20 protein-coding genes are annotated in these 23,584 nt (G+C 73.2%); 2 read left to right on the top strand and 18 right to left on the bottom strand.

The window, feature by feature from the left end:
* Positions 1–101 precede the first annotated feature (101 nt).
* The 4 genes from ACH5A8_RS22350 to fmt form a co-directional block, all read right to left on the bottom strand.
* Positions 102–1,145: a sugar-binding transcriptional regulator gene (locus tag ACH5A8_RS22350; protein WP_399004501.1), complete on the bottom strand. Its 1,044-nt coding sequence runs from the start codon at positions 1,143–1,145 to the stop codon at positions 102–104.
* 78 nt (positions 1,146–1,223) lie between these two features.
* Positions 1,224–1,910, bottom strand: coding sequence for a ribulose-phosphate 3-epimerase (gene rpe, locus ACH5A8_RS22345; RefSeq protein WP_399004499.1), 687 nt, complete (start codon positions 1,908–1,910; stop codon positions 1,224–1,226).
* A gap of 183 nt (positions 1,911–2,093) precedes the next feature.
* Entirely contained in the window at positions 2,094–3,512 is a 1,419-nt protein-coding gene (locus ACH5A8_RS22340; RefSeq protein ID WP_399004497.1) for an RsmB/NOP family class I SAM-dependent RNA methyltransferase, read from the bottom strand.
* A 516-nt stretch (positions 3,513–4,028) separates the two neighbouring features.
* Positions 4,029–4,961, bottom strand: coding sequence for a methionyl-tRNA formyltransferase (fmt, locus tag ACH5A8_RS22335; RefSeq protein WP_399004495.1), 933 nt, complete (start codon positions 4,959–4,961; stop codon positions 4,029–4,031).
* A 318-nt stretch (positions 4,962–5,279) separates the two neighbouring features.
* Here fmt and ACH5A8_RS22330 point away from each other — a divergent pair, with 318 nt between their 5' ends.
* Positions 5,280–5,819: a hypothetical protein gene (locus tag ACH5A8_RS22330; RefSeq protein ID WP_399004493.1), complete on the top strand. Its 540-nt coding sequence runs from the start codon at positions 5,280–5,282 to the stop codon at positions 5,817–5,819.
* 159 nt (positions 5,820–5,978) lie between these two features.
* Here the strand turns inward: ACH5A8_RS22330 and ACH5A8_RS22325 are convergent, their stop codons facing one another.
* From ACH5A8_RS22325 to pyrR, 14 genes are all read right to left on the bottom strand, one after another.
* Positions 5,979–8,126, bottom strand: a complete 2,148-nt coding sequence (locus tag ACH5A8_RS22325) for a primosomal protein N' (RefSeq protein ID WP_399004491.1) — start codon at positions 8,124–8,126, stop codon at positions 5,979–5,981.
* A 125-nt stretch (positions 8,127–8,251) separates the two neighbouring features.
* Positions 8,252–9,460, bottom strand: a complete 1,209-nt coding sequence (gene metK, locus ACH5A8_RS22320) for a methionine adenosyltransferase (RefSeq protein ID WP_399004489.1) — start codon at positions 9,458–9,460, stop codon at positions 8,252–8,254.
* A 237-nt stretch (positions 9,461–9,697) separates the two neighbouring features.
* Entirely contained in the window at positions 9,698–10,900 is a 1,203-nt protein-coding gene (gene coaBC, locus ACH5A8_RS22315; protein ID WP_399004487.1) for a bifunctional phosphopantothenoylcysteine decarboxylase/phosphopantothenate--cysteine ligase CoaBC, read from the bottom strand.
* Between the two features lie 126 nt (positions 10,901–11,026).
* Positions 11,027–11,299, bottom strand: a complete 273-nt coding sequence (gene rpoZ, locus ACH5A8_RS22310) for a DNA-directed RNA polymerase subunit omega (RefSeq protein WP_003977348.1) — start codon at positions 11,297–11,299, stop codon at positions 11,027–11,029.
* Between the two features lie 51 nt (positions 11,300–11,350).
* Positions 11,351–11,944 carry a guanylate kinase gene (gene gmk / locus ACH5A8_RS22305; protein WP_399004485.1) on the bottom strand — a complete coding sequence of 198 codons (594 nt, stop codon included), beginning with the start codon at positions 11,942–11,944 and terminating at the stop codon, positions 11,351–11,353.
* A gap of 59 nt (positions 11,945–12,003) precedes the next feature.
* A complete protein-coding gene (locus tag ACH5A8_RS22300; protein WP_003977346.1) occupies positions 12,004–12,327 on the bottom strand; it encodes an integration host factor in 324 nt (107 codons plus the stop codon).
* A 255-nt stretch (positions 12,328–12,582) separates the two neighbouring features.
* On the bottom strand, positions 12,583–13,428 hold the full coding sequence (gene pyrF, locus ACH5A8_RS22295) for an orotidine-5'-phosphate decarboxylase (RefSeq protein WP_399004483.1): 846 nt from the start codon (positions 13,426–13,428) through the stop codon (positions 12,583–12,585).
* Positions 13,425–14,540 (bottom strand): quinone-dependent dihydroorotate dehydrogenase, encoded by a 1,116-nt coding sequence (locus tag ACH5A8_RS22290; RefSeq protein ID WP_399004638.1) that lies wholly within the window; start codon positions 14,538–14,540, stop codon positions 13,425–13,427. The genes pyrF and ACH5A8_RS22290 overlap by 4 nt, the downstream gene beginning before the upstream one ends.
* A 79-nt stretch (positions 14,541–14,619) precedes the next feature.
* On the bottom strand, positions 14,620–17,928 hold the full coding sequence (carB, locus tag ACH5A8_RS22285) for a carbamoyl-phosphate synthase large subunit (protein WP_399004481.1): 3,309 nt from the start codon (positions 17,926–17,928) through the stop codon (positions 14,620–14,622).
* Complete coding sequence (gene carA / locus ACH5A8_RS22280; protein ID WP_399004479.1) at positions 17,921–19,063, bottom strand: glutamine-hydrolyzing carbamoyl-phosphate synthase small subunit; 1,143 nt, start codon at positions 19,061–19,063, stop codon at positions 17,921–17,923. The genes carB and carA overlap by 8 nt, the downstream gene beginning before the upstream one ends.
* Positions 19,060–19,653 carry a hypothetical protein gene (locus tag ACH5A8_RS22275; RefSeq protein ID WP_399004477.1) on the bottom strand — a complete coding sequence of 198 codons (594 nt, stop codon included), beginning with the start codon at positions 19,651–19,653 and terminating at the stop codon, positions 19,060–19,062. Before ACH5A8_RS22275 ends, carA begins: the two co-directional genes overlap by 4 nt.
* The gene (locus ACH5A8_RS22270; RefSeq protein WP_399004475.1) at positions 19,650–20,936 is read right to left on the bottom strand and encodes a dihydroorotase; all 1,287 of its coding nucleotides are present in this window, start codon (positions 20,934–20,936) and stop codon (positions 19,650–19,652) included. Before ACH5A8_RS22270 ends, ACH5A8_RS22275 begins: the two co-directional genes overlap by 4 nt.
* A 4-nt stretch (positions 20,937–20,940) precedes the next feature.
* Positions 20,941–21,918, bottom strand: a complete 978-nt coding sequence (locus ACH5A8_RS22265; RefSeq protein ID WP_399004473.1) for an aspartate carbamoyltransferase catalytic subunit — start codon at positions 21,916–21,918, stop codon at positions 20,941–20,943.
* 151 nt (positions 21,919–22,069) lie between these two features.
* Positions 22,070–22,666: a bifunctional pyr operon transcriptional regulator/uracil phosphoribosyltransferase PyrR gene (gene pyrR, locus ACH5A8_RS22260; protein ID WP_399004471.1), complete on the bottom strand. Its 597-nt coding sequence runs from the start codon at positions 22,664–22,666 to the stop codon at positions 22,070–22,072.
* A gap of 255 nt (positions 22,667–22,921) precedes the next feature.
* Between pyrR and bldD the strand changes: the two genes are divergently transcribed.
* A complete protein-coding gene (gene bldD / locus ACH5A8_RS22255; protein ID WP_043498969.1) occupies positions 22,922–23,425 on the top strand; it encodes a transcriptional regulator BldD in 504 nt (167 codons plus the stop codon).
* Positions 23,426–23,584: the final 159 nt, after the last annotated feature.

The following is a 23,584-nucleotide window of genomic DNA, read 5'->3' as shown; positions in this document are numbered from 1 at the left end:
CCGCCCGCCCCCCCCGGCGGGCCGGCGGGGGGGGGGGATGCTCCGCCCCGGGCGGCCCCCCCCCCCCCCCCCCCCCCCCCCGGGGCCGCCCCCGGGGGCGGTCAGGAACCGTCCGGGTCCGCCCGGTTGAGGGCGGGCTTGGGGGTGGTGCCGGCCGTCATCAGGTAGTCGGCGGCCGAGGTGTCCGTGACCAGGCTGGTGACCAGCCCGGAACGCAGCACCGCGTCGATCGCGGGCGCCTTGCGCTGCCCGCCCGCTATCGCGACCACCTCGGGGATGCGGCGCAGCTGGTCCGCCTTGACCGTGATGCAGCGCTCCCCCAGGTCGCGGCCGATCCGGCGCCCCTCGGCGTCGAACAGGTGCGCGGACATCTCGGCGGCGACGCCGAGCGAGGCGTAGTGGGCGCGCTCCTCGTCGCTGAGCATGTCGTGCACCGTGGAGATGCCCGGCTCCCAGGAGCCGATGGACACACAGGCGACGGTGACCTTGTCGAAGTACTCGAAGGCTCGCGCGATGCCGGTCTGGTTGCGCAGCGCCACGGCGGTGGCCGCGTCCGGCAGCAGCATCGGCGCGTAGATGGGGTGGGCGTCGCCGCCGGACACCTGCGCGGCGCGGCGGACGGCCTCCACCGAACCGCGCTCGGCGGTCCCGGCGTCGTAGACACCGGTCAGCTGCACCACCGTGCACGGGGGCAGCCGGTCCAGGGCCGCCGCCATGTGGATGGTGGAGCGGCCCCAGGCCAGGCCCAGTACGTCCCCCTCGTTGACGAGCTCGCCGAGCAGGTCGGCGGCGACCTCGCCGAGGTTCTCCGGGTCGGGAGTCTCCTCGGCGTCGGCCGGGGACTCCACGACGACGGCGTGCCTGAGGCCGTAGCGGGCGCGGAGCGCGTCGGAGCGCTCGGCGTCCAGCTCGGCCGGCACACGGATCTCGATGCGCACCAGATCCCGTTCGAGAGCGGTCTCCAGGACCCTGGCCACCTTGAAGCGGCTGACGCCGAACTCCTCGGCGATCTGGATCTTCGACTTCCCCTCGAGGTAGAAACGGCGGGCCATGGCCGCCGCCTGCACCAGCTCAGCGGGTCCCATCCGCACTGCTGACCGGCCCGCCGACATACCCGACACGGCGATCTCCTCACTGCTGTTCACACTCTGGATTCGCCGTTCATCCTTGCAGATCCGGCGCGCTCGATCAGCCCTGAAGAGAGCCGTTCACATACCTGACGCTCAGTGGCCGCACGCCCACGACGCCCCGGCGGTGGCGGCGTCCGCCCGCGCGCGCAGGGCACGCACCGCCTCGGCGGGGTCCTGGGCGCCGTAGACCGCCGATCCGGCGACGAAGACGTCGGCGCCGGCCTCCGCGCAGCGCTCGATCGTCGAGGCCGACACACCGCCGTCCACCTGGAGCCACAGCTGCAGTCCGTGCCGGGCGATCAGCTCCCTGGTGCGGCGGATCTTGGGCAGCATGATGTCGAGGAACGCCTGGCCGCCGAAGCCGGGTTCCACGGTCATGATCAGCAGCATGTCGAGCTCGGGGAGCAGGTCCTCGTAGGGCTCGACGGGGGTGGCGGGCTTGAGCGCCATCGCCGCCCGGGCCCCCTTCGCGCGGATCTCGCGCGCCAGGCGCACCGGCGCGGCGGCGGCCTCGACGTGGAAGGTGACCGAGGAGGCGCCGGCCTCGACGTACCGCGGGGCCCACCGGTCGGGGTCCTCGATCATCAGGTGGCAGTCCAGCGGGGTGTCCGTCGCCCTGGCCAGGGATTCCACGACCGGTACGCCGAGGGTCAGGTTCGGGACGAAGTGGTTGTCCATGACGTCGACGTGGAGCCAGTCGGCCCCCTGGACCGCCTTCGCCTCATCGGCGAGACGGGCGAAGTCGGCGGAGAGGATGCTGGGGTTGATCTGCGCGGCCATGACCCAAGCCTGCCATGCCGGGGCACGGTTGTTCGCGTCGGTACCCGGCGGGCCCCGCCGGCAGGGCGGCCCGCCGGGCCCGCGACGGGGCGGACCGACCGTGGCCGGGCCCGGCGGCGGGGCGGGGGGCCGGCCGTGACCGCGCCCCGAGGCGGCGCGTGGCCGGGCCCGGCCGCGCCCCGGTCAGCCGGTGCGGCGGATGAGGGCCAGGTACATCGCGTCGGTTCCGTGCAGGTGGGGCCACAGTTGGACGTCGGGACCGTCGCCGAGGGCCGGGACGCCGGGGAGCAGGGGCCGGGCGTCGATCAGCTCGGCCCCGGGGAACTGCTTGAGCAGGTCGGCGACGACGGCCCGGGTCTCGGCGAGGTGCGGCGAGCAGGTGGCGTAGCCGACGACGCCGCCGACGCGCACGGATTCCAGGGCGGTGCGCAGCAGGCCGCGCTGGAGGGGGGCGAAGCCGTCCAGGTCCTCCGGACGGCGCCGCCACCGTGCCTCGGGGCGTCGGCGCAGCGCGCCGAGACCGGTGCACGGCACGTCGACGAGGACCCGGTCGAAGCTGCCGGGCCGCCACGGCGGGCGGGTCCCGTCGGCGGCGACGACCTGGTACGGGCCGGGATTGCCGTCGAGGGCCCTGGCGACGAGACCGGCCCGGTGCGGCTGCTTCTCGGAGGCCAGCAGGACGGCGCCGCGTTCCGCGGCGAGCGCCGCGAGCAGGGCCGCCTTGCCGCCGGGTCCGGCGCAGGCGTCGAGCCACTTCTCGTCGGGGCCGTCGAGGGGCGCTCCGGCCAGCGCGAGGGCGACGAGCTGGCTGCCCTCGTCCTGGACGCCGGCCCGGCCCTCCCGTACGGCGTCCACGGCGCCCGGTTCGCCGCCCTCGGTGAGCCGCACCGCGTACGGCGACCAGCGGCCCGGCAGAGCGGCCTCCTCGCCGAGGAGTTCCTCGGTGGTGGCGCGGCCCGGCCGGGCGACGAGGGTGACCTCGGGCCGTTCGTTGTCGGCCTCCAGCAGGTCCTCGATGCCGGCGCGGCCGCCGCCCAGGGAGTCCCACAGGGCGGAGACGACCCAGCGCGGGTGCGAGTGGACGACGGCGAGGTGGTCCTCGGGGTCCTCGTCGTAGGGCGGGGCGACCTTCTCCAGCCAGCCGTCGAGGTCGTTCTGCGCGACCTTGCGCAGCACGGCGTTGACGAACTTGGCCCGTCCGTCGCCGAGCACGACCCGGGCCAGCTCGACGGTGGCCGAGACGGCGGCGTGGGTGGGGATACGGGTGCCGAGCAGCTGGTGGGCGCCGAGGCCGAGCACGTCCAGGACGGGCGGGTCGACCTCCCGGAGCGGCCGGTCGACACAGGCGGCGATGATCGCGTCGTACGTCCCCTGGCGGCGCAGCGTGCCGTAGACCAGCTCGGTGGCGAGCGCGGCGTCCCGTGCGTCGAAGTCGCCCTTCTCGCGCGCCTTGCGCAGCAGCGGCGGCAGCACGAGGTTGGCGTACGCGTCCCGTTCGTCCACCGCGCGCAGCGCGTCGAAGGCGAGGATGCGGACGGGGTCCTTCTGGGGCCTGCGGTAGGGCTTGGCGGGCCTGCGGGGCCGACGGGAGGTGTCGCTCACGAAAAAGGTGCTCCGGATGTGTGGGTGCGCTGCGCGGAGATGCGCCGTGCGTCCAGCCTACGTCCCGTGCGGGAGGGGCCGGTGCTCCGGTTCCGCCCCTCGGGAACGGTCGTTCCGGACGTCTTCGCCCGGCCGCCGCGCCCCTGCGGACCGCCCGTCCCCGGACCCCGGGGACCGGCCCGGACCGCGCCGACCGGTGGCTCAGGCGTGCGCGTGGACCGGCGCACGCTCCCGTGCGCTCCCCCGGCCGCCCGGGACACCCCGGCCGCCGCCCTGATCCCGCACGCGCGCGACGGCCCGCCCCGCACGCTCCGGAACCGCCCCACGCCCGCCGTCCCGCGCGCCCACGCCCTTCCCGAGGGCCGCCCGGCGCCCCGGCCCTGGCACCACCGGGCCGCCCGGCACGGAAACCCGGGCCGACCGACCAGGAACCCGGCTCCCACCGGCCCCACCCGCCCGGCCGCCCGCCCGCCGCGCACGAGCAGGCCGCGGACGGACCGGCCGTTCCGGCCGCTCTCAGCCCCCCAGGGCCTCGCCCTCGCCGATCCGCACCCCGCGCGCCCAGTCCGCGGCGCGCATCGGCTTCTTGCCCTGGGCCTGCACCCACAGCAACTCGACGGCGTACGAGCCGGTGCCGACGTGGACGCTGTTCTTGCCGACGGCGAGCGCGCCCGGGGCGAGGTCGGTCCGCGCGGGCGCGGGGGCGACCTGGATCAGCTTGAGCCGCTCCCCGCGGAACGTGGTCCACGCGCCGGGCGCCGGGGTGCAGCCGCGCACCACCCGGTCGACGCGCAGGGCGGGCGTGGTCCAGTCGACGCGGGCGTCCTCCACCGTGATCTTCGGCGCGAGCGTGACGCCCTCGGCCGGCTGCGGCACCGCCTTCAGCGTGCCGTCCTCGATGCCGTCCATGGTCGCGGCGAGCAGCCCCGCGCCCGCCAGGGCGAGCCGGGTGAGCAGGTCGCCGCTGGTGTCGGTGGGCCGGATCTCCTCGGTGATCGTGCCGTAGACCGGGCCGGAGTCCAGCCCCTCCTCGATGAGGAAGGTGGAGGCGCCGGTGATCTCGTCGCCCGCCATCAGGCTGTGCTGGACGGGGGCGGCGCCGCGCCAGGCGGGCAGCAGGGAGAAGTGCAGGTTGACCCAGCCCTGGGCGGGGATGTCCAGCGCGGTCCTGGGCAGCAGGGCGCCGTAGGCGACGACGGGACAGCAGTCGGGGGCGATCTCCCTGAGCCGCTCCTGGAACTCCGCGTCGCGCGGCCTGGCCGGTTTGAGCACCTCGATCCCGGCCTCCTGGGCCCGTTCGGCGACCGGGCTCGCGACCAGTCGGCGCCCGCGGCCGGCCGGGGCGTCGGGGCGGGTGACGACGGCGGCGACCTCGTGCCGGCCGGAGGCGATGAGAGCGTCCAGGGCGGGAACGGCGACCTCGGGGGTACCGGCGAAGACGAGCTTCATGGGCGGATGCGGGCCTCTCGGTCGGGGCGGGAACGCGGGCAGCGCACCAGTCTATGACCATGGACGGGAAGCGGCCGAAGGCCGTGCTGCGGCGGCGTACGCCCTCGTGCCGGGGCGTACGCCCCTTGCCCCGGGCGTGCGCCGCGACGGATGGGCGTGCGCCATGTCGCCCGGCCGCCCCCGGGGGCGTACGCATATGCCCTTACGCCCCCACACCGTGACCAGCGGACCGAAAAGGCGTTGGTCAAGACAGAGTTGACCACAGCGGGCCGCTCGCGCGGCCCGGTTCCTTTCAACGCCGGTTCGAGAGGCTTGTTCATGGCCGACCACGCAACCCACGACGCCCAGGCCCGGGCCAGCCTGCACTTGCTGGTGCGGGACATCGAGCGGGTCCGCCGGCAGGTGGACGCACTGCGCACGCTCACCGCCCAGCTGGGCAACGTCTACCGCCCGCGCCGCTCCGGCCCCTCCACGGGCTTCGTCGTCTACGGACGCGCCCCCGCCCCGACCGTCCGCCTGGCGCAGGAACTGCGGGACAGCGTCGAGACCCTGGTCACGGCGGCCGTGGACTTCGACCGCTCGCTCGGCTTCTCGTGGGACGCCGTGGGCTCGGCCCTCGGGGTCACCAAGCAGGCGGTGCACCGCCGCTACGGCGCGCGCCGCGCCGCCGCCCAGGCGGCCGAGACCGAGCGGGCCGCCGAGCCCGCGGGCACCCGCACGGTCAACGTGGGCGCCGGCCTCCCCGTGGTGCCGACGGTCCCCGCGGCCCGCTCCATGCCGACCCAGCCGACGGCCGGCAGCCCGTCCCTGCGCGAGGACGTCAGGCCGACCGCCTTCCCGGGGCCACGCAACGGCTGACTCCCCGGTCTCCACCACGCCGCCCTCCCTGCCGCGTTCGGGAGGGCGCCGGTGTGTCCGGGGCCCCACGCGACACCGCACCCCGCGCCGCGCCCCCGCACCACACGCCCGAGCCGCACCACACGCCCGGGCCGCACCGCGGTCACAGGCCCTCGGCCGTCACCCGATGTCCGGCGGATCGATCCGCACCCACACCCCTTCGCCGCTCCCCCGGGCCGTCCGGGCCGCCTGCGCGGCCTTCAGGGCGGCCGCCAGCGCGGCTCCGCTGCCCGGCGGCACCCGGATCAGCGCCCGCTCCCACTGCTCCCCGGGCGGGGGCGCGCCCGCCCGGCGCGGCCGGCCGGCCGGCGTGACCGGCAGCGGTACGGGGCCGAGCACCTCGGCCTCGCGCGGCAGCCCGACCGTGCCGAGGAACTCCGCGACCGCCTCCGGCGGACCCGTCACGGCCGCCATCCGGGACACCGGCGGGAACCCCAGCTCGGCGCGCTCGGCGAGTTCCCGCACCGCGTGTCCCACCGGGTCCCAGCGCACCAGGGCCTGCACCGGTCTCAGGGTCGGCTCGGCCACCACGACCACCGTGCCGCCCGCCTCCTGCGGCCGGACGAGGGCGGCGGCGGCGATCCAGCGGCGCAGCGCGTCCTCGCCCGCCCTCAGGTCGGGCCGGCCCAGCATGGCCCAGCCGTCCAGGAGCAGCGCCGCCGCGTACCCGCCCTCGGCGACCGGCTCGGCGCCCGGCGTGCTCACGACCAGGGCGGGCGCGCCCGGCACCGTGTCCAGCACGTGTTCGCGCCCCGAGGTGCGCACCGGCACGGCGGGAAAGGCCCGCCCCAGCTCCTCGGCGGTCCGCCGGGCCCCGACGACCTGGGCGCGCAGCCGGAAGGCGCCGCACTCCGGGCAGTGCCGGCCGGTCTCGTCGCGTCCGCACCACTCGCAGCGGAGCACCTGGGCGTCCTGCCCCTGCAGGGGGCCCGAGCAGTGCCGACAGCGGGCGGGCGTCCGGCACTGGGCGCAGGCCAGCCGCGGCACGTAGCCGCGCCGGGGCACCTGCACCAGCACGGGACCGTGCCGCAGCCCGTCCCTGGCCGCCTGCCACGCCAGGGAGGGCAGCCGTGCCGCGCGGGCGGCCTCGTCCCGGGCGAGATCGAGGTCGCCCACGGTGCGCACCAGCGGGGCCGCCCGCCGCACCTGCTCGCGGGACGCCACGAGGGGCCGCGCCCAGCCGCTCTCGACGAGCTGTGCCGCCTCCACGGTGCAGGCGCGGCTGCCGAGCAGGAAGGCGCACTTGTCCAGCGCGGCGCGCAGCAGCAGCACCTCGCGGGCGTGCGGCTGCGGCGCGTGCGGCTCGCTGTGGCTGTCGTCGCCGTCGTCCCAGAGGGCGACCAGCCCGAGGTCGCGCACCGGCGCGAACATGGCGGCCCGGGTCCCGACGACGGCCCGTACGGAGCCCCTGCTCACCGCGAGCCACTGCCGGTAGCGCTTCTCGGGGCCGGCGTCGGCGGTGAGCAGCGCGTGCCGTCCCTCGCCGAGGAGGGCGGTCAGCGCGGTGTCGACGCGGGCGGCGGCCCGCCCGTCGGGCACGACCACGAGGGCGCCCCGGCCGGAGGCGAGCGTGGCGGCCACGGCGCGGGCCAGTTCCTCGCTCCACCCGGGGCCGGGCAGCGCGTTCCACACGGCGCGGGGGGAGCCGCCCGCGGCCAGCGTCCCGACGAACCCGGCCCCCCGCTCGTAGCGCGCCCAGGAGCCCGCGGCGGGGGCCGGGGGCGGCGGGAGGGGGTCGGGCGAGGGGCGCTGCTCGGCGCGGGCGTTGCGCGGCGGGACGGCGAGCTGGAGCACGTCGGCGACGCTGCCCGCGTACCGGTCGGCGACGGCCCGGGCCAGGCCCAGCAGCTCGGGGCCGAGGACGGGCTCGGGCGAGACAACCTGGGCGAGCGCGGCGAGCGGCCCGGAGTAGTCGGACTCGGCCCGGCGTTCGATCAGGAATCCGTCGATGAGCCCGCCGCCCTCGCGGCGGCCCTCCCGGACCCGGTGCCGGCCGGCCCCGAACCGCACCCGCACCCGCACGCCCGGCTGGGCGTCCGCGTCGAGTTCGGCGGGCACGGCGTAGTCGAAGTACCGGTCGAGGTGGAGCACTCCCTTGTCGACCAGCACCCGGGCCACCGGCAGTTCCCCGGCGAGCGCGGCCCCGCGCCAGGTCCGCGGCCTGGCGCGGGGCGCCTTGGCCTTGCGCACGGTCTCCCGGATGAGCGCGAGCTGCTCCGGCGGCGCCCCGGCGCCCCCGTCGTCCCCCTGCCCGTTCTCGCTGCTCACGCTTGCATTCTTACCAAACGGCACTGACAACCGACGCGGTGCGGACGCACGGCCTCTCGTCCGCGGGGACGGGCGAGGCCCGGCTCCCCTCGGGGGAGCCGGGCCTCGGATCAGCCTGTCGGGGCCTAGAGCCCCGCCGCCTCACGCAGGGCGTCGACGCGGTCGGTGCGCTCCCAGGTGAAGTCGGGCAGCTCACGGCCGAAGTGGCCGTAGGCGGCGGTCTGGGCGTAGATCGGGCGGAGCAGGTCGAGGTCGCGGATGATCGCGGCCGGACGCAGGTCGAAGACGTCGTCGATCGCCTTCTCGATCTTCTCCGGCTCCACCTTGTGGGTGCCGAAGGTCTCGACGAAGAGGCCCACCGGCTCGGCCTTGCCGATCGCGTACGCGACCTGGACCTCGCAACGGGCTGCCAGGCCCGCCGCGACGACGTTCTTCGCGACCCAGCGCATGGCGTACGCGGCCGAGCGGTCCACCTTGGACGGGTCCTTGCCGGAGAAGGCGCCGCCGCCGTGGCGGGCCATGCCGCCGTAGGTGTCGATGATGATCTTGCGGCCGGTCAGGCCCGCGTCGCCCATCGGGCCGCCGACCTCGAAGCGGCCGGTCGGGTTGACCAGCAGGCGGTAGTCCTCGGTCTCCAGCTTGATGCCGTCCTCCAGGAGCGCCTTCAGCTCCGGCTCGACGACGAACTCGCGGATGTCGGGGGCGAGCAGCGACTCCAGGTCGATGTCGGAGGCGTGCTGCGAGGAGACGACCACGGTGTCCAGGCGGACCGCCTTGTCGCCGTCGTACTCGATGGTGACCTGCGTCTTGCCGTCCGGGCGCAGGTAGGGGATCGTGCCGTTCTTGCGCACGTCCGACAGGCGCTTGGACAGGCGGTGCGCCAGGAAGATCGGCAGCGGCATGAGGGTCGGCGTCTCGTCGGTGGCGTAGCCGAACATCAGGCCCTGGTCGCCGGCGCCCTGGCGGTCCAGCTCGTCCTCGTCGCCCTCGACCCGGGACTCGTACGCCGTGTCGACACCCTGCGCGATGTCCGGGGACTGCGCGCCGATCGACACCGACACGCCGCAGGAGGCGCCGTCGAAGCCCTTCTTGGAGGAGTCGTAGCCGATCTCGAGGATCTTGTTGCGGACCAGGGTCGCGATGTCCGCGTAGGTCTTGGTCGTGACCTCGCCGGCCACGTGCACCAGGCCGGTGGTGATCAACGTCTCCACGGCGACCCGGGAGGTCGGGTCCTCGCGCAGGAGCGCGTCGAGAATGGTGTCGCTGATCTGGTCAGCGATCTTGTCGGGGTGACCCTCGGTCACGGACTCCGAGGTGAACAGGCGACGGGACACAACGCTCCCTGGGGTTGCAGCGGCTGCTGGCTGATCATTGGCGGACGGCGCGGGGCTGCGCCCGGCCGTCCGAGAAACAGTTTATCGGTCGCGCTCGGCCACCGGCCCACCGTCTCGCCTCTCAAGAACGCTGTGACCTGCGGCACGGGCATTCTGCCCAATGCACGGCGGCCTTGGCCAGAGCCGCCACGCGGCAAAGCGCGGGGTGGGAGCGGGCGACGGGAAGGAGTGAGCCGTTCAGTCGAGCCTGGCGGCCACCAGGTCCCATACGATTTCGGCCAGGGCCTCCTTGGGGCCGTGCGGCACCTGGGTCTCGCCGCCGTCGGCGGCCAGCACCACGGCCTCGTTCTCCTCGGAACCGAACGTCCGGCTCTCCCCCACCTCGTTCACCACCAGCAGGTCGCAGCCCTTGCGGGCGAGCTTCCCGCGCCCGTTGGCGAGGACGTCGTCGGTCTCGGCGGCGAAGCCCACGATCACCTGTCCGGTCCGCGCCCGGCCGGCCGAGATCTCCGCGAGAATGTCTGGATTCCGCACCAGGGCGACGGGCTCGGGCTCCTGGTCGTCCTTCTTCTTGATCTTCCCCGAGGCGTAGACCGCGGGGCGGAAATCGGCGACGGCGGCGGCCATGACGACCGCGTCGGCGTCCGCGGCGGCCTTCAGGACCGCCTCGCGCAGCTGTACGGCCGTCCCGACCGGGACGACGTCCACGCCCGCCGGGTCGGGCAGACCGGTGTTCGCGGCGACCAGCGTGACCCGGGCGCCCCGGGCGGCGGCCGTGCGCGCCAGCGCGTAGCCCTGCTTGCCGGAGGAGCGGTTGCCGAGGAAGCGGACGGGGTCGAGGGGTTCGCGGGTGCCGCCGGCGCTGACCACTACGTGCCGCCCTGCGAGGTCCGGCTCGCTCGCGCCCCGGGCCAGGACACGGCGGCAGACCTCGAAGATCTCCCCCGGGTCGGGCAGCCGGCCCTTGCCGGTGTCGACGCCGGTCAGCCGGCCCACCGCCGGCTCGACGACGACGGCGCCGCGGCGGCGCAGCGTCGCCACGTTCTCCTGGGTGGCCGGGTGCTCCCACATCTCGGTGTGCATGGCCGGGGCGAAGACCACCGGGCAGCGGGCGGTGAGCAGGGTGTTGGTCAGGAGGTCGTCGGCGAGGCCGTGGGCCGCCTTGGCGAGCATGTCGGCGGTGGCCGGGGCCACGACGACCAGATCGGCGTGCTGGCCGATGCGGACGTGCGGCACCTCGTGGACGTCGTCCCAGACCTCGGTGGCGACGGGGTTCCCCGACAGCGCGGACCAGGTGGCGGCGCCGACGAAGTGCAGCGCGGAGGCGGTCGGCACCACCCGGACGTCGTGTCCGGACTCGGTCAGTCTGCGCAGCAGCTCGCACGCCTTGTACGCGGCGATGCCACCGCTGACGCCCAGTACGACCTTCGGCTTGTCCACCGTCTCTCCCGGATGCGGCTCCGGTGCGCCCCGTGCGGCGCACGCCTTCTATGACACACCACAGGCCCGGCAGCCGTGCTGCCGGGCCTGTGGAGAGAACTGCTGCGGTACGCGGATACGACCGACTTACTGCGCCGGACCCTCGATGGCCTCGGACGTCAGCAGGCCCGCGTTGATCTCGCGCAGGGCGATGGAGAGCGGCTTCTCGTGGACGTGGGTGTCGACGAGCGGACCGACGTACTCGAGGAGGCCCTCGCCGAGCTGCGAGTAGTACGCGTTGATCTGACGCGCCCGCTTGGCCGCGTAGATCACGAGGCTGTACTTCGAGTCGGTGGCCTCGAGGAGCTCGTCGATCGGCGGGTTGATGATGCCCTCGGGCGCGGAGATGGAAGAGGACACGCTCTACCTTCCGATGGATGGGAAAGATTCAGTCAGCGTGAACGGTGACGATCACACGACGTCCATCAAGGCTAGCAGCTCGCGCGCCACGTCCTCGACGGAGGTGTTGACCAGGGTCTCGTCGAACTCGGGCTCGGCGGCCAGCTCGACCTTCGCGGCCTTCAGCCGGCGCTCGATCACCTCGGGCGGCTCGGTGCCCCGGCCGGTGAGCCTGCGCACGAGCTCCTCCCAGGAGGGCGGGGCGAGGAACACCAGACGGCCCTCCGGCATGGTCTCGCGGACCTGCCGGGCGCCCTGGAGGTCGATCTCCAGCAGGACCGGCACACCGGCCTCCAGGTGCTCCAGCACGGCGGCGCGCGGCGTGCCGTAGCGGTTGCCCGCGAACTCGGCCCACTCCAGCAGCTCGCCGTTGGCGATCAGCTTGTCCATCTCCTCGTCGGTGACGAAGAAGTAGTGGACGCCGTGCTGCTCGCCGGGGCGGGGCTTGCGGGTCGTCGCCGACACCGAGAGCCAGACCTCGGGATGCGCCTTGCGCATATGGGCGACGACCGTGCTCTTGCCGACCCCGGAGGGGCCGGAGAGCACGGTCAGCCGCGGACGTGCGTCCGGGGGTACGGGGGTCGTCCCCCGGGGTGTTACAGCCATGCAGCGATTATTCCAGCAATCGCGGGGTGCCCGGGACTCGCGCCCCGGGGGCCCGGGACTCAGGAACCGGTGCTGCCGAACTCACGCTCCAGGGAAGCGATCTGGTTGGAGCCGAGGCCGCGCACACGACGGCTCTCGGAGATGCCGAGTCGCTCCATGATCTGCTTGGCGCGGACCTTGCCCACGCCCGGCAGGGACTCAAGGAGGGCCGACACCTTCATCTTGCCGATGACGTCGTTTTCCTGGCCCTGCTTGATGACCTCGTGCAGGGAGGCGCCGGAGTGCTTGAGTCGATTCTTGACCTCGGCCCGCTCCCGGCGAGCCGCGGCGGCCTTTTCGAGCGCGGCTGCGCGCTGTTCAGGGGTAAGGGGCGGAAGAGCCACGCCTACGTCACCTCGGATGTCGAACTGTCGGATACGGACCGGTGAGGAGGCTTTTCGCCCCACACCAGGGGAGAGACAGGCGAGGCTCTCGCCCGTCCACTCTCGACGGAGACTAGCGGTCAAGGGCCCAAGAGTCAGCGAGAACAGCGGAAAAGTCCTGGTCAGCCTCTGCCAGGCCGGACATTTAGGACATACTGCCCTGGTTTTCAGCATGTATCCAGACTGAAGCGGGCTCCCGACCGCCCGGTCCGTGACTCAGCCGGCGGCCACCGCCGCCCTGATCTCCTCCGCGAAGCGACCCGCGGCGCCCCGCAGCGCGGCGACGTCCGGACCGTGACGCAGAACACCCCGGCTGACGTTCGGGACGACGTTGCGCACGGCGGCGCCGAAGACGGCCGGCAGGTCGGCCGGCGTGGCCCCCTGCGCCCCGATCCCGGGCGCGAGCAGCGGCCCGTTGATGTCCAGGTCGTAGGAGGACAGATCGCCGAGCGTGGCACCCACCACCGCGCCGAAGGAGCCCAGCGGCTCCTGCCCGGCGTTCTCCCGGGCCAGGTGCGCGAGCACGGTCGCGCCGACGCCCCTCCCGTCGGGCCGTACGGCGTGCTGCACCTCGCCGCCCTCCGGGTTGGAGGTCAGCGCCAGCACGAACAGGCCCGCGCCGCTCTCCCGCGCCAACTCGACCGCGGGCCGCAGCGAGCCGTAGCCGAGGTAGGGCGAGACGGTCAGCGCGTCGGAGAACAGCGGCGCGTCCTTGCGCAGGAACGACTCGGCGTAGGCGGCCATGGTCGAGCCGATGTCGCCCCGCTTGGCGTCCATGACGACCAGCGCGCCGGCCGCCCGGGCCTCGGCCACCGACTTCTCCAGCACGGCGATCCCGCGCGAGCCGAAGCGTTCGAAGAAGGCGCTCTGCGGCTTGAGCACGGCGACCCGGTCGGCCACCGCCTCCACGACGGTGCGGCTGAAGCGCTCCAGCCCGGCCACGTCGTCGTTCAGGCCCCACTCGGTGAGCAGGGACGCGTGCGGGTCGATGCCGACGCACAGCGGGCCGCGCTCGTCCATGGCGTGGCGCAGGCGCGCGCCGAAGGGTTCCATCGGGCTCATACGGACTCTTCCGCCTTCTTCACATCGGCGCCGACCGCGTCGGCGAGGGTGGCGTAGGGGCTGTCGCGCAGGCGCGCGGCGAGGCCCTTGTGGACGGCGCGGCCCCAGAACGGGCCCTCGTAGATGAAGGCGCTGTAGCCCTGGACGAGCGTGGCTCCGGCCAGGATGCGCTGCCAGGCGTCCTCGGCGCTCTCCACGCCGCCGACGCCCACGAGGGTGAGACGGTCGCCCACGCGCGCGTACAGGCGGCGCAGCACCTCCAGGGAGCGCGCCTTGAGCGGCGCCCCGGACAGTCCGCCGGTCTCCTTGACGAGGGCCGGGTCCGACCTCAGGCCGAGTCCGTCGCGCGCGATGGTGGTGTTGGTGGCGATGATGCCGTCCAGGCCCAGTTCCACGGCGAGGTCGGCGACCGCGTCCACGTCCTCGTCGGCGAGGTCCGGGGCGATCTTGACCAGCAGCGGCACCCGGCGCCCCGGCACGGCCCGGTCGGCGGCCTCGCGCACCGCGCTCAGCAGCGGGCGCAGCGCCTCGGTGGCCTGGAGGTCGCGCAGGCCGGGGGTGTTGGGCGAGGAGACGTTGACGACGAGGTAGTCGGCGTACGGTGCGAGGCGCTCGGCGGACTTCACGTAGTCGCCGACGGCCTCCTGTTCGGGAACGACCTTGGTCTTGCCGATGTTGACGCCGACCACGGTCCTGAAGACGGGCGTGCGCGAGGCCAGGCGGGCGGCGACGGCCAGGGAGCCGTCGTTGTTGAAGCCCATGCGGTTGATCAGCGCGCGGTCGGCCACGAGCCGGAACAGCCGCTTCCTGGGGTTGCCGGGCTGGGGCTCGCCGGTGACGGTCCCGATCTCGACGTGGTCGAAGCCCAGCATGGACATGCCGTCGATGGCGACGGCGTTCTTGTCGAAGCCGGCGGCGAGCCCGAAGGGGCCGTGCATGCGCAGGCCCAGGGCCTCGGTGCGCAGCTCCTTGTGGCGGGGGGCCAGGGCGGCGGCGAGGAAGGTGCGCAGCACCGGGACGCGGGCGGCGAGCCGGATCCAGCGGAAGGCGAGGTGGTGGGCGGCTTCCGGGTCCATCCGCCGGAAGACGAGGCGGAAGAAGAGCTTGTACATCTGGGAGAAGTCCTCGGTGTTGTCCATGAGGGGGCTCATGAAGAGGGGGACACCGTTTCCGGTGTCCCCCTCGGGGCTGCTAGTCGCGGGCCGCGGTCAGGAACTCCGCGTGTTCCTGGAGCGAGCGGACGCCCACGTCGCCGTGGTTGAGGGCGTCGATGCCCTGGACCGCGGCGGCGAGCGCCTGGACCGTCGTCAGGCACGGCACGGAGCGCGCCACGGCGGCCGTACGGATCTCCCAGCCGTCGAGGCGGCCGCCGGTGCCGTAGGGGGTGTTGACGATGAGGTCGACCTCGCCGTCGTGGATGAGCTGGACGATGGTCTTCTCGCCGTTCGGGCCGGTGCCCTCGGACTGCTTGCGCACGAGCGTGGCGTTGATGCCGTTGCGCTTGAGGACCTCGGCGGTGCCGGAGGTGGCGAGCAGTTCGAAGCCGTGGGCGACCAGCTCACGGGCGGGGAAGATCATCGAGCGCTTGTCCCGGTTGGCGACCGAGATGAAGGCGCGGCCCTTGGTGGGCAGCGGACCGTAGGCGCCGGCCTGCGACTTGGCGTAGGCCGTGCCGAAGACCGAGTCGATGCCCATGACCTCGCCGGTGGAGCGCATCTCCGGGCCGAGGACGGTGTCGACGCCGCGGCCGTGGATGTCGCGGAAGCGCGACCACGGCATGACGGCCTCCTTGACGGAGATCGGCGCGTCCAGCGGGATGGTGCCGCCGTCGCCGTTCCTCGGCAGCAGGCCCTCCTCGCGCAGTTCGGCGACCTTCGCGCCGAGCGAGATGCGGGCGGCGGCCTTGGCCAGCGGCACCGCGGTCGCCTTCGAGGTGAAGGGGACGGTGCGGGAGGCGCGCGGGTTGGCCTCCAGGACGTAGAGGATGTCGCCGGCCAGCGCGAACTGGATGTTGATCAGACCGCGCACCCCGACACCGCGCGCGATGGCCTCCGTGGAGGCGCGCAGCCGCTTGATGTCGTGGCCGCCGAGCGTGATCGGCGGCAGGGCGCACGCCGAGTCGCCGGAATGGATGCCGGCCTCCTCGATGTGCTCCATGACGCCGCCGAGGTACAGCTCCTCGCCGTCGTAGAGGGCGTCGACGTCGATCTCTATGGCGTCGTCGAGGAACCGGTCGACGAGGACCGGGCGGGAGGGGCTGATCTCGGTGGACTCGGCGATGTAGGCCTGCAGGCGCGCCTCGTCGTAGACGATTTCCATGCCCCGGCCGCCCAGGACGTAGGAGGGACGCACCAGGACCGGGTAGCCGATCTCGTCGGCGATGGTCTTGGCCTGGGCGAAGGTGGTGGCGGTGCCGTGCTTGGGGGCGGGCAGGCCCGCCTCGGCGAGCACCCGGCCGAAGGCGCCGCGGTCCTCGGCGGCGTGGATGGCCTCCGGCGAGGTGCCGACGATCGGCACGCCGTTGTCCTTGAGCGCCTGGGACAGGCCCAGCGGAGTCTGGCCGCCGAGCTGGACGACGACGCCGGCGACGGGGCCGGCCTGCCGCTCGGCGTGGACGATCTCCAGGACGTCCTCCAGGGTGAGCGGCTCGAAGTAGAGCCGGTCGGAGGTGTCGTAGTCGGTGGAGACCGTCTCCGGGTTGCAGTTGACCATCACGGTCTCGTACCCGGCGTCGGACAGCGCGAAGGAGGCGTGGACGCAGGAGTAGTCGAACTCGATGCCCTGGCCGATGCGGTTGGGGCCGGAGCCCAGGATGATCACCGCGGGCTTCTCGCGGGGCGCGACCTCGCTCTCCTCGTCGTAGGAGGAGTAGAAGTACGGCGTCTTCGCGGCGAACTCGGCGGCGCAGGTGTCGACGGTCTTGTAGACCGGGCGGATGCCGAGCGTGTGCCGGACCTCGCGGACCACGTCCTCGCGCAGGCCGCGGATCTCGGCGATCTGCTGGTCGGAGAAGCCGTGCCGCTTGGCCTCGGCCAGCAGCTCGCGGGTGAGCTCGGGGGCCTCGGCCAGCTCGTCGGCGATCTCCTTGATCAGGAAGAGCTGGTCGACGAACCAGGGGTCGATCTTCGTGTACGCGAAGACCTCCTCGGGGGTGGCGCCCGCGCGGATGGCCTGCATGACGGTGTTGATCCGGCCGTCGGTGGGGCGTACGGCCTCTTCGAGCAGCGCGGTCTTGTCGCCCGGCTCGCCGGTGAAGGCGAACTGGCTGCCCTTCTTCTCCAGCGAGCGCAGCGCCTTCTGGAAGGCCTCGGTGAAGTTGCGGCCGATGGCCATGGCCTCGCCGACCGACTTCATGGTGGTGGTGAGGGTGGAGTCGGCGCTCGGGAACTTCTCGAAGGCGAACCGCGGGGCCTTGACGACCACGTAGTCGAGCGTGGGCTCGAAGGAGGCCGGGGTCTCCCGCGTGATGTCGTTGGGGATCTCGTCGAGGGTGTAGCCGACGGCGAGCTTGGCGGCGATCTTGGCGATCGGGAAGCCGGTCGCCTTGGAGGCGAGCGCCGAGGAGCGCGACACGCGCGGGTTCATCTCGATGACGATCACGCGACCGTCCACGGGGTCGACCGCGAACTGGATGTTGCAGCCGCCGGTGTCGACGCCGACCTCGCGGATGATCGCGATGCCGACGTCGCGCAGCACCTGGTACTCGCGGTCGGTCAGCGTCATCGCGGGCGCCACGGTGATCGAGTCGCCGGTGTGCACGCCCATCGGGTCGAAGTTCTCGATGGAGCAGACGACCACGACGTTGTCGTTCTTGTCGCGCATCAGCTCCAGCTCGTACTCCTTCCAGCCGAGGATGGACTCCTCCAGGAGCACCTCGGTGGTCGGGGAGAGCGTGAGGCCGGTGCCGGCGATGCGGCGCAGCTCCTCCTCGTCGTGGGCGAAGCCGGAGCCGGCGCCGCCCATGGTGAAGGAGGGGCGGACGACGACCGGGTAGCCGCCGAGCTCGTCGACGCCCCTCAGGACGTCGTCCATGGTGTGGCAGATCACGGAGCGGGCGGACTCGCCGTGCCCGATCTTCTTGCGGACCTCCTCGACGACCAGCTTGAACTGGTCGCGGTCCTCGCCCTTGTGGATCGCCTCGACGTTGGCGCCGATCAGCTCGACGCCGTACTTGTCCAGGACGCCGTTCTCGTGCAGGGAGATGGCGGTGTTCAGGGCCGTCTGGCCGCCCAGGGTGGGCAGGAGGGCGGCGGGGCGCTCCTTGGCGATGATCTTCTCGACGAACTCGGGGGTGATCGGCTCGACGTAGGTGGCGTCGGCGATCTCCGGGTCGGTCATGATCGTCGCCGGGTTGGAGTTCACCAGGACGACGCGCAGGCCCTCGGACCTGAGGACGCGGCACGCCTGGGTGCCGGAGTAGTCGAACTCGGCGGCCTGGCCGATGACGATCGGGCCGGAGCCGATGACCAGGACGGACTGGATATCGGTGCGCTTAGGCACGCTGGCCCTCCATCAGGGAAACGAAGCGGTCGAACAGGTAGGCGGCGTCGTGCGGGCCGGCGGCCGCTTCGGGGTGGTACTGGACGCTGAAGGCCGGCTTGTCGAGCAGTTGGAGGCCCTCCACCACGTTGTCGTTCAGGCAGACGTGGGAGACCTCGGCCCGGCCGAAGGGGGTCTCGGACACTTGGTCGGTCGGGGCGTCGACGGCGAAGCCGTGGTTGTGCGCGGTGACCTCGACCTTGCCGGTGGTGCGGTCCTGCACGGGCTGGTTGATGCCGCGGTGGCCGTACTTCAGCTTGTAGGTGCCGAAGCCGAGGGCGCGGCCGAGGATCTGGTTGCCGAAGCAGATGCCGAACAGCGGGGTGTCCCGCTCCAGGACGCCCCGCATCACGGAGACGGCGTGGTCGGCGGTGGCCGGGTCGCCGGGGCCGTTGGAGAAGAACACGCCGTCGGGCCGGACGGCGTAGACGTCCTCGACGGTGGCGGTGGCGGGCAGCACGTGCACCTCGATGCCGCGCTCGGCCATGCGGTGCGGGGTCATGCCCTTGATGCCGAGGTCGACGGCGGCGACGGTGAACTTCTTGTCGCCGATCGCCGGGACGACGTACGCCTCCTGGGTGGCGACCTCCGCGGACAGGTCGGCGCCGACCATCTCGGGTGCCTCCTGGACGCGGGCCAGCAGCGTGGCGTCGTCCCGGACGGCGTCGCCGCTGAAGATGCCGACCCGCATGGCGCCGCGTTCGCGCAGGTGGCGGGTGAGGGCGCGGGTGTCGATGCCGCTGATGCCGACGACGCCCTGCGCCGCGAGCTCCTCGTCCAGGGAGCGCCTGGAGCGCCAGTTGGACGGGACGCGCGCGGGGTCGCGCACCACGTAGCCGGCGACCCAGATGCGCCGGGACTCGGGGTCCTCGTCGTTGACGCCGGTGTTGCCGACGTGCGGGGCCGTCATGACGACGACCTGGCGGTGATACGACGGGTCGGTGAGGGTCTCCTGGTAGCCGGTCATGCCGGTGGAGAACACGGCTTCGCCGAACGTCTCCCCCACGGCCCCGTAGGCGCGGCCGCGGAAGACCCGGCCGTCCTCCAGGACGAGTACGGCGGGAACCCTCTCGGTTCCCCTGGTGGAGGTGGTCATCGTTCGACGCCTTCCGTGGTGTTGGTTTCGATCATGGAGTTGAGGGCCGCGACCCACGCGGAGTGCTCGGCCGCCCGGTCGGAGCGGAAGCCGGAGTCGATCAGCCGGTCGCCGTGCGCCCAGGTGACGATCAGCAGGCCGCCCTCGGTGAGTACCTTGCCGGCGATGCCCTTGTCGAGCCGGGCCCCGCGCAGCCGCTCGGCCGGGACGAAGAAGTCCTTCGCCCCCGGGCGCACCACGTCCAGGCCCGCGTCGGTGAGCGTGAGCTCGACGCGGCTGCGGGTGCCCAGGCCGTGCGCCACGATGCGGTCCAGCCATTGGCCGGCGGTGGTGGAGCCGTGGTAGCGGCCCGTCATGGTCAGTCTCGCCTCGCCGGGCTCTTCCGGCGCGCCGGGCAGCTCGGGCAGGTCGCTCTGGAGGGTGCCGCGCCACTTCCAGCCCTCGCGCATCAGCCAGTAGACGAGGGCGACGAAGAGGGCGAGGCCGACCAGCCAGCCGATGCGGGCGCCCCAGTCGGTGACCGTGGCCGACTTCTCCCCGGCCGCGATCCGAGTGGCGTACCCGGCTGCGAGCAGTGTTGCAGGTGTCACGTGAGCTTCCCGTCGACGAGCGTGGCCTTGCCCCGGAGCCACGTGTGGGTGACACGGCCCGGCAGCTCGCGCCCCTCGTAGGGAGTGTTGCGGCTGCGCGAGGCGAAGCCCGCGGGGTCCACCTGCCCACGGTATGCCGTGTCGAGGAGGGTGAGGTTGGCGGGCTCACCTGCCGAGACGGGGCGTCCATGGCCGGTGGCGCGGCCGATCCGGGCCGGGGCGGCGGACATGCGGTCGGCGACGCCGGCCCAGTCCAGCAGTCCGGTGTCGACCATGGTCGCCTGGACCACGGACAGGGCGGTCTCCAGGCCGACCATGCCCATGGCGGCGGCGGCCCACTCGCAGTCCTTGTCCTCGTGCGGGTGGGGAGCGTGGTCGGTGGCGACGATGTCGATGGTGCCGTCGGCGAGCGCCTCGCGCAGGGCCCGGACGTCGCGCTCGGTGCGCAGCGGCGGGTTGACCTTGTAGACCGGGTCGTACGTGCGCACCAGCTCGTCGGTCAGGAGCAGGTGGTGCGGGGTGACCTCGGCGGTGACGTCGATGCCGCGGGACTTGGCCCAGCGGACGATCTCGACGCTGCCGGCGGTGGACAGGTGGCAGATGTGGACGCGGGAGCCGACGTGCTCGGCGAGCAGCACGTCCCGGGCGATGATCGACTCCTCGGCGACGGCGGGCCAGCCGCCCAGGCCCAGTTCGGCGGAGACGACGCCCTCGTTCATCTGGGCGCCCTCGGTCAGCCGGGGCTCCTGCGCGTGCTGGGCGACGACGCCGCCGAAGGCCTTCACGTACTCCAGCGCCCGGCGCATGATCACCGCGTCGTCGACGCACTTGCCGTCGTCGGAGAAGACGGTGACGCCGGCGGCGGACTCGTGCATGGCGCCGAGCTCGGCGAGCTTCCTGCCCTCCAGGCCGACGGTGACGGCGCCGATGGGCTGCACGTCGCAGTAGCCGTGCTCGCGGCCGAGCCGCCAGACCTGCTCGACCACGCCGGCGGTGTCGGCGACGGGGAAGGTGTTGGCCATGGCGAACACGGCGGTGTAACCGCCGGACGCGGCGGCACGGGTGCCGGTGAGGACGGTCTCGGAGTCCTCGCGGCCGGGCTCGCGCAGATGGGTGTGCAGGTCGACCAGGCCCGGCAGGAGGACCTTGCCGCCGGCCTCCACGACCTCGGCGCCCTCGGCGCTGAGACCGGTACCGACCTGGGCGATGGTCTCGCCGTCGATCAGGACGTCCTGCGGCTCGCCGCCGAGCACCTTCGCACCACGGATAAGGATCTTGCTCATCTTCTTACTTCTCCTCGGTGCGGGTGTGGGTGACGGCGGGCTCGTTGCCGCCGAGCAGCAGGTAGAGGGCGGCCATCCGGATGGAGACGCCGTTGGCGACCTGCTCGACGACGGTGCAGCGCGGGGAGTCGGCGACCTCGGCGGTGATCTCCATGCCGCGGACCATCGGGCCGGGGTGCATCACGACGGCGTGCTCGGGCATCCGCGCCATGCGGTCGCCGTCGAGGCCGTAGCGGCGCGAGTACTCGCGCTCGGTGGGGAAGAAGGCGGCGTTCATCCGCTCGCGCTGGACGCGGAGCATCATCACCGCGTCGGTCTTGGGCAGGGTGGCGTCGAGGTCGTAGGAGACCTCGCAGGGCCAGGTCTCGACGCCGACCGGCAGCAGGGTCGGCGGAGCGACCAGGGTGACCTCGGCGCCCAGGGTATGCAGCAGGTCGACGTTGGAGCGGGCGACCCGGCTGTGCAGCACGTCGCCGACGATGGTGACCCGCCGGCCGGACAGGTCCCGCCCGAGCCCGGCGTCCCGGCCGATCAGGCGGCGGCGCATGGTGAAGGCGTCGAGCAGGGCCTGGGTGGGGTGCTGGTGGGTGCCGTCGCCGGCGTTGATGACGACGGCGTCGATCCAGCCGGAGGTGGCCAGGCGGTAGGGGGCTCCGGAGGCGCCGTGCCGGATGACCACGGCGTCGACGCCCATGGCCTCCAGGGTCTGCGCGGTGTCCTTCAGGGACTCGCCCTTGGAGACGCTGGAGCCCTTGGCGGTGAAGTTGATGACGTCCGCGGACAGCCGCTTCTCGGCGGCCTCGAAGGAGATCCGGGTACGGGTGGAGTCCTCGAAGAAGAGGTTGACGACGGTACGGCCGCGCAGGGTCGGCAGTTTCTTGATCGGCCGGTCGGCGACCCGGGCCATCTCCTCGGCGGTGTCGAGGATCAGGACGGCGTCGTCGCGGGTGAGGTCGGCGGCCGAGATGAGATGACGCTGCATCTGTCAGGCTCCGTAAGGGCAGTTCATTCGGGAGGCGGGGGGCCAGGGCCGCGCAGGCGGCTCGTGGCGCGCCCCCGCAAGGCATGACCGGGCGCGGACGCGCGTGCGGGCACACGCGTGGGGCGCGCGTCGGCGGGTACGCGCGCGTGGGCTAGTGCTGGGACTCGCCCGCGGCGGCCGGCTTGGCGCCGAGCAGCACGGTGTCGCGACCGTCCTCCTCGGCGAGCTGGACCTTGACCGTCTCCCGCAGCGACGTGGGGAGGTTCTTGCCGACGTAGTCGGCGCGGATGGGCAGTTCGCGGTGACCGCGGTCGACGAGCACGGCGAGCTGCACCGCCCGGGGGCGGCCGATGTCGTTCAGCGCGTCGAGGGCGGCGCGGATGGTGCGGCCGGAGAAGAGCACGTCGTCGACGAGGACGACCAGACGGCCGTCGATGCCGTCACCGGGGATCTCGGTGCGGGCCAGCGCACGCGGCGGGTGCATGCGCAGGTCGTCGCGGTACATGGTGATGTCCAGCGAGCCGACCGGGACCTTGCGCTCGGTGATCTGCTCGAGCTTGGCGGCGAGCCGCTGGGCGAGGAAGACGCCGCGGGTCGGAATGCCGAGGAGCACCACGTCGTCCGCGCCCTTGGCGCGCTCGACGATCTCGTGGGCGATGCGGGTCACGACCCGGGCGATGTCGGGGCCCTCGAGAACGGGCCGCGGATCGGACGCTCGCTCTGTCGCGTGCGTGTTCTGCTTGTCCATACGAAACGGACCTCCTTCTCCGCCTCACGGGACGGACCTTAAAGGACGTCGGATTTGCGCCATCCACGGTAGCAGGTACCGCGGACCGCTCCGCTCACCCCCTCGGCGTAACCGGCCACCGATAGCACGGAAGCGGCGGGCCGGACCATTCGGCTTGACGCGGCAGAGTAACGCTGCGTAACCTCACAGTGAGTTACCAGCCGCGCGGCCTGGAATCCCGTCCAGTCGCGTCGACACAGTGTTCCGGGGAGCCATATGTCCAGCGAATACGCCAAACAGCTCGGGGCCAAGCTCCGGGCCATCCGCACCCAGCAGGGCCTTTCCCTCCACGGTGTCGAGGAGAAGAGCCAGGGACGCTGGAAGGCGGTCGTGGTCGGCTCGTACGAGCGCGGCGACCGTGCCGTGACCGTGCAGCGTCTCGCCGAGCTGGCGGATTTCTACGGGGTCCCGGTGCAGGAGCTGCTGCCGGGCACCACCCCCGGCGGTGCCGCCGAGCCCCCGCCGAAGCTGGTCCTGGACCTGGAGCGGCTGGCCACGGTGCCGGCCGAGAAGGCCGGCCCGCTGCAGCGGTACGCGGCGACCATCCAGTCGCAGCGCGGTGACTACAACGGCAAGGTGCTCTCGATCCGCCAGGACGACCTGCGCACGCTCGCCGTCATCTACGACCAGTCGCCCTCGGTCCTGACCGAGCAGCTGATCAGCTGGGGCGTGCTGGACGCGGACGCGCGACGCGCGGTGGCGGCCCACGAGGAGAGCTGAGTCCCGCCGCTTTCGGCAGGTCTCGGAAGACATCAGCAGAAACGTGCCGCCCGGGGGGGGGGGCCCCCCCCCCGACCCCCCCCCCCCCCCCGATGATCCGCCCCGCGCCCGGCCCCCGGGCCCAGGCTCCAGCCCCGAACCCCACCCCCCCCCCCCCCC

The organism is Streptomyces sp. NPDC018610 (assembly GCF_044391765.1).
Lineage (GTDB): Bacteria > Actinomycetota > Actinomycetes > Streptomycetales > Streptomycetaceae > Streptomyces.
This window is presented reverse-complemented; position numbering and strand designations above follow the sequence as displayed.